Annotated in this window: 7 protein-coding genes; 4 read left to right on the top strand and 3 right to left on the bottom strand. The window is 30.1% G+C overall.

Annotation, left to right across the window (positions count from 1 at the left end; genetic code table 11):
- Positions 1-20: 20 nt before the first annotated feature.
- The 4 genes from fba (at position 21) to BN854_RS07135 (ending at position 7,801) form a co-directional block, all read left to right on the top strand.
- A complete protein-coding gene (gene fba / locus BN854_RS07150) occupies positions 21-884 on the top strand; it encodes a class II fructose-1,6-bisphosphate aldolase (protein ID WP_030003863.1) in 864 nt (287 codons plus the stop codon).
- Between the two features lie 13 nt (positions 885-897).
- Positions 898-1,446 (top strand): hypothetical protein, encoded by a 549-nt coding sequence (locus BN854_RS07145; RefSeq protein ID WP_030003862.1) that lies wholly within the window; start codon positions 898-900, stop codon positions 1,444-1,446.
- 159 nt (positions 1,447-1,605) lie between these two features.
- Positions 1,606-2,010 (top strand): hypothetical protein, encoded by a 405-nt coding sequence (locus BN854_RS07140; protein ID WP_030003861.1) that lies wholly within the window; start codon positions 1,606-1,608, stop codon positions 2,008-2,010.
- A gap of 646 nt (positions 2,011-2,656) precedes the next feature.
- Positions 2,657-7,801 (top strand): rhoptry family protein, encoded by a 5,145-nt coding sequence (locus BN854_RS07135; RefSeq protein WP_157868358.1) that lies wholly within the window; start codon positions 2,657-2,659, stop codon positions 7,799-7,801.
- A gap of 140 nt (positions 7,802-7,941) precedes the next feature.
- Here BN854_RS07135 and lysS read toward each other — a convergent pair whose 3' ends face one another.
- From lysS to ftsH, 3 genes are all read right to left on the bottom strand, one after another.
- Positions 7,942-9,423 (bottom strand): lysine--tRNA ligase, encoded by a 1,482-nt coding sequence (lysS, locus tag BN854_RS07130; protein ID WP_030003859.1) that lies wholly within the window; start codon positions 9,421-9,423, stop codon positions 7,942-7,944.
- 78 nt (positions 9,424-9,501) lie between these two features.
- The gene (locus BN854_RS07125) at positions 9,502-9,765 is read right to left on the bottom strand and encodes a S4 domain-containing protein (RefSeq protein WP_030003858.1); all 264 of its coding nucleotides are present in this window, start codon (positions 9,763-9,765) and stop codon (positions 9,502-9,504) included.
- A complete protein-coding gene (gene ftsH / locus BN854_RS07120) occupies positions 9,755-11,722 on the bottom strand; it encodes an ATP-dependent zinc metalloprotease FtsH (RefSeq protein ID WP_030003857.1) in 1,968 nt (655 codons plus the stop codon). The genes BN854_RS07125 and ftsH overlap by 11 nt, the downstream gene beginning before the upstream one ends.
- Position 11,723 lies beyond the last annotated feature (1 nt).

Here is an 11,723-nt window from a genome sequence, read left to right as displayed (position 1 = left end):
AAAAAAGGGAGGTAACAAAAATGTTGACATCAGCAAAAGATATGTTACTAAAAGCACACAAAGAAGGATATGGTGTGGCTCACATTAATATTAATAATTTAGAGTGGATTAAAGCTGTTCTACAAGAAGTAGAAGAATTAAAATCACCAGTTATTTTAGGAGTTTCTGAAGGGGCTGCTAAATACATGGGAGGATATAGAAACGTAGTTGCGATGGTAACTGAATTAGATAAATCATTTAATATTTCAGTACCAGTAGCAATCCATTTAGACCACGGAACTTATGAAGGAGCTAAAAAAGCATTAGAAGCAGGCTTTACTTCGATTATGTTTGATGGTTCTGCTTACCCATTTAAAGAAAACTTAGAAAAAACTAAAGAAATCGTTGCTTTATGTAAAGCTAAAGGTGTTTCTGTTGAAGCAGAAGTTGGCGCTATTGGTGGAGAAGAAGATGGTGTCATTGGTGCAGGAGAAATTGCTGATCCAGAAGAATGCCGTGAATTAGCATCAACAGGAATTGATATGTTCGCTGCTGGTATTGGTAATATTCATGGAAAATACCCTGCAAACTGGAAAGGCTTAGACTTTGAAGTTTTAGCTGAAGTACAAAGAGTAACTAATGGCTTACCACTTGTATTACATGGTGGTTCTGGAATTCCTGAGGCAATGGTTAAAAAGGCTATTTCATTGGGAGTATCAAAAATTAATGTTAATACAGAATGTCAATTAGCTTTCGCTGCAGCAGTTAGAAAGTATATTGAAGAAGGTAAAGATCTTCAATCAAAAGGCTTTGATCCAAGAAAACTATTAGCTCCAGGTGTAGAAGCAATCAAAAAAGTAGTAAGAGAAAAAATAACTTTATTTGGTTCAGTAAATAAAGCATAAGGAAAGATAATTAATGATCGAAGAAAAAATTTATCAAGAATATAATCAATGGAAAGAGACATATAAAGATTTGATTTTATATTTAAAAGAAAATGATTCTTTATTACTTGTACGTTATGATTATATTTTTGAAGTACTAGATTATCTGTTTGATAAATTAATAGATGATCCAACATATACAGAAACAGAAAATGAAATTTTTGTCACAGGTTTTTTATATCTTAAATCAGAATTTATCACATTAACTGAGATCTTAAATAAATACTTAAATAATTCTTATGAAGAGTTAAATAAGAAGGCAACAACTATTAACCTACTATTAAATGTATTAGATTTAGAAAATGATTTTGTTGCAGATAATAATGTAGACACAGAAGAGCTAAAAGAACTTAAGAACTTAGAAAATGATGTTAGAACTGCCCTAGAGAAAAAAGAAACTCTAAGTGATGAATATTATGATAGATTAGATAAAGTTTCACAAGATTTAATAGGTAAGGTTTCAGAGTATCACTCAGTACATGAGTTATTCTTAGAAATCGCTAATGAATTAGAATTAATATAAAATAAGTAAAGGCTTTATTCTGGTACCTTACTAGAATGGAGCTTTTTAATTTTAAATATATAGGATAACTGATAAGATAAGTTGAAATTATAAAACGCTTGTGTTATAGTAGAGATAAGTTTTAGAACTAATTATTCATATATAATAGGGGGAAATATTATGAAAAAGATACTTATGATTAGCATGTTTTTTATGATGATCTTGGCAGGTTGTTCAAGTAGTGATCATAAAAATCCAGAATCTGTTATAAAAGCACACTTAAGGGATTTATATGATACTAAAATAAGTAGTAAAGAATATGCAGAAAAATACTATTCAAAAGAGTATATAAATGAGACTATTAAACTTAGAAAACAAATGTTAGAAAGTGAATACTATAAAGACGATCATAGAGAAGTTACAGATGAGAACATAATAAAAAATTCAGATGTAACTTATAGCATAGAATTTAAACTTAATATTAAATATGCTAATGGAGAAACTGGTATCATTGAAGCTAAACAAAAAGTTGATGTAGTAAATATAAAAGGTAAGTGGTTCATCAATTCTAAATTTCAGTATTAATTATCTTTCGGCTTCATGATTTAATTACAAATGAAATAAAAGGATAATATTAAAACTAAAAAACCATTTGTTTTTATTAGTGGTTGCTCTAAGTGGATTTGTTTATGATACAACAAAGTGACCTAGAATATCATTACACTCTGATGAAAAATAGTAAAAATATTGGTTAGAATTAAAACTCTTTATATTTTATAGAGCTGATGAAAATATAAATAAGTATAACCTGATATATTATGGATAAGGCTTAGTAAAAGGATGTTTTATTTTGATAATGAAGAAATTTACTAGGTTCCGATTTTTTTATTTATTGTATGAAACGATTAAAAGATTAATATAAAAGACATATTTATATATAATTAAAGAATATAAGGAATATATTAGAAATAGATATATTCCTTTTGTTATATAAAAGGCTCACTTTAACTGGTAGGTTAAACAAAGTATTTGTTGAAAATACCTTAAGGAAAAATCAGTATAAAAAACAATATTTTTAAGTTTTTATTTCATTAAAATTTGTAGTTATTTAATTTATATAAAATTATAATTAAATGTGTTCTATTACATTTTCAATGCATTTGGGGACATATTCAAGCCTATTTTGTTCATTACTTGTATACTCTAAATTACAAAAAGGAGGAACAAATATATGAATAAGAGAATAGTTTTTTACAAGCGGTACACAATGTTTTTACTAGTAACAGTTTTAGGATTATTATTTACGTTTATAACATCAATAAGTTATTCAAACAATTATAATAAAGAAGCAGGTCTTATAAAGAATTCAAATATGCTTTATAATACAACTGTTAAAGAGATTCCAAACTGGAATTTTCAAGTAACAAATACTGAAAATAAAGGAACCAAGGATCAAAAGGAAAGAGTCATTAGAGCACAATTAAATCGTAGTGCAGCCCATATCGATGCGGATCGTAATCCTTTTCAAACTAGAGGAGAAACTGGAGATGGTAATCTACATACTCAAAATCGAATGTATAAAGAAAACACTGGGGATGGCGCGAAGGTTTATGCTGGGGCTAATAATAAGTATTCTAGTGTAAATAGTTATGTTACCATATGGCAAGAGATTCCTGTTGAGAAACATGAGGACTACACAATAGAACTTTATGCACAAGCTTCTTATAATACACTTGGAACGGCTAATAAGGTAGATATTGGAGCATATGCATCTATTGGAACTACTGTGAATCCTCACTTCAGCACTGATATAACGATTGCAGAACATGAACGTTATAGTCCGGTTGATAAAAATGTTTTTAAACTAACTTTAGATTTTAATTCAGGAGTTAGAACAAAAATGGCAATTGCAGTTCGTGTCTATGCAAGTACAGATGAGCAAAGAACTTTCATGAATATCAAGAACTTAAATGCATATTTAAAAGCAGATTATGATGTTCAAAACGAACTTGAAACATTATTTACAGATTATAATATGCAAGCAATAAAATATCGTAGTCTTGCTGATTTTAATACTATTTATAATAGTCTTGAAGCACGCCTTAATAATACGGCTCAACCATTATCACAATCAATGCGTACGCTATATACTAATAAACTCGCACTTGCTAAATCTCAAAGAGATGCAATTACTGCTTTAGATAAGCGCTTAGATGATTTATATGTAGATCAAACAGAAACAGATATTAAAACTACTGTTACTGAAGCAATGATGACGCAATTAAAATCTGATATTGATTCTGTTGCATCACAAGAGTACAAAAATGAACTCTTGTTAAGATATCAGAAAGCAAGAGAAATAAAAGATTCTAAGTTACTTAAAGCTAAAAATGATGCAATTGCAATTCTTGATGCAAAAGCATTAGAACTATCTAATAAAGTTGATTCTATAACTGGATTAGATGCAAGCCAAAAAGAAAACTATAAATCTCAAATACAAGCAGCCTGGCAACGAGCGAAAGACCAAGTAAATGCAAGTCTTGACTCAAGTGAAGTAGAAACAAAGAAAAATGAGGGTCTTGCATCATTAGACTCTGAGTATTTAGTGATAGTTAAAGATAATATGAATAAAATTATTGAAAAGAAGGCAACTTCTCTTAAAGATAAAATAGCTGGCTTAAAGAAATTAACTGATAAAGAAATTGAAGAATATCAAGCTCAAATAAGAATTACTAAAGAACAGGCACAAAACAATATAGCTAGTTTAACAAATATCGAACAAATTCAAACTGTTGGATCAGAAGGGTTAACTAAGTTAGAAAATGCATTCTTAATAGCAGCCCAAATTAATGCTAAAAGAGAATTAGATTCCTATATACAAGGTAGAATTGAATATATTAATCAATTACCGGCTGTTGATAAACCTAGAAGAGATGAATTGATTGCAGAACTTGAAAAAATAAGAGATGATGGTAAATCTGCAATAAGTCTTTCTAACAGCGAACAAGAGGTCTTTGACCTAGAAGTAGCAGCTAAAGAAGAAATGCATGCTATTGAAGTGACTGGTTCTAAAGAAAATGCAATTAACTATCTTAAAGAATTATCTAAAAATAGTAGTACAGAGCCAATAACTAATCAAATGCAAGCAATTCTAGATGGACATATAGCAAGTATTAATTCAAAAGATACTTACATAGATGTAGAAAAACAAATGCATCAAGCAACTCAAGAAATTGAATTGCAAATCAAAAAAGAAGAAACACTAAAAGAATTAGATGCATATGAAAAGAAGATGAGAGATGCAATAGCATCATTAAAAAATATAAGTGAAGCTGAAAAAGACCAAAAGCTTTCTCAGTATGATGCTCAAGTTTTAGCTGAAAAAGAAAATATTCAACAAAAGACAACGCAAACTGATGTAGAAGAAGCATTAAAAACAGCTGAAAAAGCATTATTAGATCAAGCAATTTCAGCTAATAAAATAGACGCTAAATTACAAGTAGAAAAAGAAGTTGATTTAATTGAAGCATTAATCAATGGTCTTGAAGGCATTTCTGATAAAACACAATATTTAGATAAACTTGTTGAGGATAAAAAAGATTTAATTCAAGCAATTGAGAGTAAGAATAATTTAAACAATATTGATAGCACAAAAAATTCAGGGCTAGATAATATTAAAGCAGAGTTACTAAAAGCACAAAAAGAAAGTGCTACAAATTTACTTAATGATAAAAAAACCGAAATACTTGGAAAAATAGAAACTGAGCTTAATAATCAAGAACAATACAATACTTATGAAGAATTGATTAATAAAACAATTAATGATGCTATAGATAAGATTAATAATGCTTCAAAAGTAGAGCTAATTAATGAAATTATTAGTGGTGAGATAGGCAAACTGAATGAAGAATTGCAAAATGCTAAAGAAAATGGACAAGAGGCTCTTGCTGCACAAAAAGAAAGATATATAGAAAGTTTAAAAAATAGAAAAGACTCTAGCGCTCAAACAGTTACAAACTTAGAAAATCTAGATAAAACAACAGAAATTGATCCAGTTATAGATAGTATCACTAATACATTTACAACAACAGAAAGTTTAATTAACGGTGCAGATACTTTGGATAAAATTAGAGAATACTATGATAGCGCAGTTAATGATATTCAAAGCCAAGTTACTAGTGCCCGTTTACTAAATGAGAAAAAAACAGTTATAAATCAAATAAATGAAAAATATACAAATATTAAAAACCAACTGGAAAATACTAAAGGTTTAACAACAGATCAGAAAGAAACATACCAATCAAGATTAGATGAATTAAAGACAACTGGTGAAACAGAAGTTAATAAGAATGACGCAACAATGGCAAGTGTTTTTGCACAAAAAAACACTACATTAAATAGTCTAGATGATTTATATAAAGAGTTCTTTTATCAAGGTAAGATTAATGAAATAACTAGTCTTTCACAAAAAGGATTAGATTTGCTAGATAAAGTAAAAGACCATCTTCCAGAAACAACTATTAACCCAAAACGTCAAGAAATAACTGATCTAATGATTGATATAGAAAATAAGATTAAATCAAAGTCACTTGAAGAAGCCGATATAGAGACAGAAAGATTAATGAAAGAATTAAATAAAATCATTACTGATGTCACACAACAAGAAAATGATTTTATGAATGATACTAAAAATACCCTAAAAACTGCTTTAAATGAAAAAATTGAAAAAGCTATTAAAGAGATTCAAGCATATGAGTTTCTAACACCAGGAGAAAAGAGTCAATATATTATCAACCATATTAATAAAATAGGTGGAGAAGGTAATATGCGTATTGATTATGCTAGAACAAAAGAAGAAGCTGATGCACAATCAGATGAAGCAGATAAACTTTTAAAAGCTGCTTTGCTTGATGCTAAAAGAGAAAATGCTTATGGTGAAATTGCAAGTTATGTTCGTAGTATATTAAAAGATGGACATATAGGTGATGATATTGCCGGTATGATTGCAGAATCATTTACTGAAATTAAGAATCTTGATAAATATGAAGAAATAGACGGAATCACATCAAATACTAAAAACCAAGCGTATGAAAAAATTAATGCTGATATTATTGCAGTTAGAGAAGAAGTTAAAGCTGAACTTGAAAATTACGCAAGAAAACCAATTACACCTGAGGCACAAGTTATTATTGATGAAATCGTAGCTTCAGTTAATGAACAAAACTATAACCAAGAAGATATCATTCATCAAATTAAAGAATCAGGTAAAATAGGATTAGATAAACAAAATCAAAAAGAACTACAAGCAGTTAAAGATAAAGTGAGATCTGAACTTGAAAAACATGCAGGTAGTCCAATGAGTGATGAAAAGAAAGCCCTAATTGATTCAAAGGTTGAAGAAATTACATTAGACAATTATGATCAAGAAGATGTTACAAATGGACTAATTGAATCAGGTAAAACTGAAATTAATGAACAAGCGGACAAGGAATCAAAAGAACTACAAGCAACTAAAGATGCAGTTAGAACTGAACTGGAAAATTACGCAAGAAAGCCAATTACATCTGAGGCACAAGCTATTATTGATGATTTGGTAGATTCAATTAATGAACAAAACTATAATAAAGAAGATATCATTAATCAGATGAAAGAATCAGGCAAAATAGGATTAGATGAACAAAATCAAAAAGAACTACAAGCAGTTAAAGATAAAGTGAGAATTGAACTTGAAAAACATGCTGGTAGCCCAATGAGTGATGAAAAGAGAGCAATCATTGATTCAAAGATTGAAGAAATTACATTAGATAATTACGATCAAGAAGAAGTTACTAATGAATTGATTGAATCAGGTAAAGTTGAAATTAGCGAACAAGCAGAGTCTGAATTGAAAGAATTAAAAGAGGCTATTAGAACTGAACTAGAAAAATATGCAAAAAAACCAATATCTGAAGAACTAAAGAAAACGATTGAAGATAAAGTTAACTCAATTACTCTTGATAATTATCAAGATGAAGCATTTAAAGATGGTTTAATACAAGAAACTAAAGATCAAGTAGATGCATATCAAAATGCATTAGTAGATGCTGCTAAAGATAAATTAAGAAAAGAATTAGAAGCATTAGCAAATAAACCAATAACTGATAAGATGCAATCAATTATAGATGAATATGTTGATAGAATTAATTGGGATAATTATGAAGATGAAACTTTAAAAGAAAGTATCCTTGAAGAAGGTAAACAAAAAGTTGAAGAGCAAAATGAAGTAGAAGCTTCCAATGCAGGCAATTCAATCTGGGTTGTTGTTACTCTACTAGGTATTATTATCATTGAAGTAATCGCTATTGTTGTTATTAAGCGTCAAAAAACTAAACTTTAACTCATAGTAATATAATTAATTATTTATCATTTTAAGATAAATCACCTATTACTTTAATAATAAAAAACCCATAATTTTTCTAAGTTGACTTAGTTTAATTATGGGTTTATATTTTTAAATTTATTTATATAAGAATAGAATTATTTTCTTCTAGCGTGTGGGAATAAGATAACATCTCTAATATTAGGTGTGTTAGTTAATAACATAATTAATCTATCAATACCAATACCAAGTCCACCTGTAGGTGGCATACCGTATTCTAATGCTTCAACAAAGTCAATATCCATTTCACTAGCTTCATCATCACCAAGAGCTTTTTGTTCTAATTGGTGTAAGAATCTTTCTTTTTGATCAATTGGATCATTTAATTCACTAAAAGCATTAGCATATTCTTTTCCAGCTATAAATAATTCAAAACGATCTGTAAATCTTGGATCTTTTTCATTCTTTTTAGCAAGAGGTGAAATTTCTACTGGATGTCCATAAACCATTGTTGGTTGAATAATCGAAGGTTCTCCATATTTTTCATAGAAAGCTTCAATAATGTGCCCAATAGAAAAGTGTTTTTCTATTTTAATTTCATGTTTTTTAGCTAAATCTTTAGCTTCATCTAAAGACATTTGTTGCCAGAAATCAACACCTGAAAGTTCTTTGATTAAATCAACCATATGAACACGTTTGAAGTCTTTCATATGAATCGTATTTTCACCATATGTCACATCATATGTTCCTAGAACTTCATGAGTAACAGTTGATAAACAGTTTTCTACTAAATCCATGATATCTTCCATATCTGCATAAGCAAGATAAGCTTCAATAGTAGTAAATTCAGGGTTATGAGTCGCATCAATTCCTTCATTTCTAAAGAGTCTGCCTATTTCATAAACGGCTTCTAAACCACCAACAATTAAACGTTTAAGTGGTAATTCAGTTGCGATTCTTAAATAGAAGTCCATATCTAAAGCGTTGTGGTGTGTAACGAAAGGACGAGCAGCAGCACCACCTAATATAGAGTGTAAAACAGGTGTTTCCACTTCAATAAAACCTTTAGAGTCAAAGAAGTGTTGGATTGCTCTAATAATTCTAGGTCTAGTTTTAGCAACAAATTGTGCTTCTTCATTAACGATTAAGTCAACATAACGACGACGACGTGCCTCTTCTTTATCTTGTAAACCGTGGAATTTATCTGGTAGAGGACGTAAGGCCTTTGTAAGGTGAGTAAACTCAGTTGCTTTTATAGTAAGTTCATCAGTTTTAGTTCTAAATAAAATACCTTTAATACCTACAATATCTCCTAAGTCAGCACGCTTGTATAAGTCAAAACTTAATTCACCGACACCATCAAGTCTTACATAAGCTTGAATTTTACCATCTCTGTCTTGAAGATGCATAAAACCTGCTTTACCTTGAACACGTTTTAATACAATTCTTCCGGCAACGGAGACTTCAACATGCTTTTCTTCTAAAGTGTCATGATCATCATTTCCATAAGTTTCAATTATTTGTTTGGTTGTATGAGTTCTTTGGTATTTTTTACCAAAAGGATCAACTCCTAGTTCTTTTAATTCTTCAACTTTTTTTCTACGAATGAGTTGTTGCTCATTAAAATCATCTGGATACATAAGTAACCTCCTTTAAAAACAATAATATTATATCACAACTTAAGTTATAACAAAAGGCATATAAAAAGAAATATCCCCTTATAAAGGGGATACTTGTTCTATACGTTTTTCTTCTTTAATTAATTCATACATGAGATCATCTTTAATAGGAGTAAGAGAAGTAACTTTGATAGTTATAATCTTTAAACCTAAGTATAAAGTAATTAGATCATTAGTATAAATAGTAGTAGAAGGCTTAGCTAGTTTATTGTTAACTAATACTTTATCTTTGCTAGCGGCTTCTTTAGCAACTGTACGTCTTTTGATCAGGCGAGAAATTTTTAAATACTTATCAAGCCTCATGATTTGGGTTTTTATCCTCTGAATCAGTAACGACTTCAGCATCCACTACTTCAGTAGTAGTTTCAGAAGGTTGTTCTTCTGATTCTTCTTTATCAAACCAAGCAAGTTTTCCAGTATTAACAATTTCGTCAATATCAGATTTGTTAAGGGTTTCAATTGCAAGTAAGTATTTAGTAATATTTTCTAATAAATCTTGGTTAGTTGAAATAATTTCTTTGGCTTGATCATAACAAGTAGTAATAATTTTTCTGACTTCTTTATCAATTTCTAAGGCAACTTGATCAGAGAAGTTTTTATCTTTTAAGTAGTCTCTACCTAAAAAGACATTACCACCATTATTTTCATATTGGATAGGGCCTAAGTCACTCATACCATACTCAGTTACCATTGCACGTGCGATAGCAGTAGCGTTTTGGAAGTCATTATAAGCACCGTTTGTTACAGTGTCGAATTTTAATTCTTCAGCAACCCTACCACCAAGGAAACTTGTAATTTGAGCTAATAGTGATTTTTTAGTTGAGAAGAAAGTTTCAACTTCAGGCATCATTAAGTTATATCCACCTGCTCTACCACGAGGAATAATAGTAATTTTTTGAACGATATTTGCATCTTTTAGTTTAATACCAATAACGGCGTGTCCTGCTTCATGATATGCAACCATGCGTCTTTCGTTTTCATTATATTTTTTAGACTTTTTAGCAGGTCCCATCATGACTCTATCGATTGCTTCATCAATATCAGTAGGATTAATCACTGCTCTATTATCACGAGCAGCTAATAAAGCAGCTTCGTTAAGTAAGTTTTCTAAGTCAGCTCCACTAAATCCTGGAGTTCTGCTTGCTACTTCTTTAAAGTTAACGTTGTTTAATTTTTTATTTCTAGCATGAACTTCTAATATTTGAGCACGAGCTTTAGCATCAGGAAGATTAATAGTAATTTGTCTATCAAAACGTCCTGGTCTTAAAATAGCTGGGTCTAATACGTCTGGTCTATTTGTAGCTGCGATAATAATGATACCTTGGTTAGTAGTAAAACCATCCATTTCAACAAGTAATTGGTTTAATGTTTGTTCACGTTCATCGTTTCCACCACCAAGACCTGCACCACGTTGGCGACCTACGGCATCAATTTCATCGATGAAAATAATACATGGAGCATTTTCTTTAGCAACTCTAAATAAATCTCTTACACGTGAAGCCCCAACCCCAACGTATAATTCAACAAAGTCAGAACCTGATATTGTAAAGAATGGAACACTAGCTTCACCAGCAACTGCTTTAGCTAATAAAGTTTTACCAGTACCAGGTGAACCTGATAGAAGCACACCTTTTGGAATTCTAGCTCCAATTTCAACATATTTTCTTGGGTTTTTTAAGAAATCAACTAATTCAGCCATTTCTTGTTTTTCTTCATCCGCACCAGCGACATCTTTGAAAGTAACAGTTTTTTCACGACTAAGTTTAGCTCTGTTTTTTCCAAAGTCCATGGCTTTATTGTTTGCACCACTCATACTTCTAAAAATGATTACAAAAAGTAAAATTGACGCGGCAAGTGGAAGAAGTGAGATTACGACAGACCAAATGCTAAATCCTGATTTAGCAACATAGACAATATTGGATGCTCCAGGTTTATCTTGAATCGCTTCAAAGTTATTTTGACTAATAATCAAAGTAAATTTTGTATATTTAGAATAACTTGCATCAGTTGTAGCGCCTTCTTTTAATTCTCCGTTGATTCTAATAAGATTAGTGTTATCTCCACCAACAGGAGTAGCGGTTGCTGATTTAACTTCTTCATTAGTAATGTGAGTTAAGAAATCTTGATATCTGATGGATTCAGTTTTAGATGAATTAAGATTACCAATAAAATAGAATAATCCTATCGCTACAAGTAAAACAATAAATAAAGCGAGAATATCATTTTTTCTAGTAGTTGGTTTTTTAGGTTTTTGATTCATT

Origin of the sequence: Alteracholeplasma palmae J233 (assembly GCF_000968055.1) — a bacterium.
Taxonomy (GTDB): Bacteria; Bacillota_I; Bacilli_A; order Acholeplasmatales; family Acholeplasmataceae; genus Alteracholeplasma; species Alteracholeplasma palmae.
This window is presented reverse-complemented; position numbering and strand designations above follow the sequence as displayed.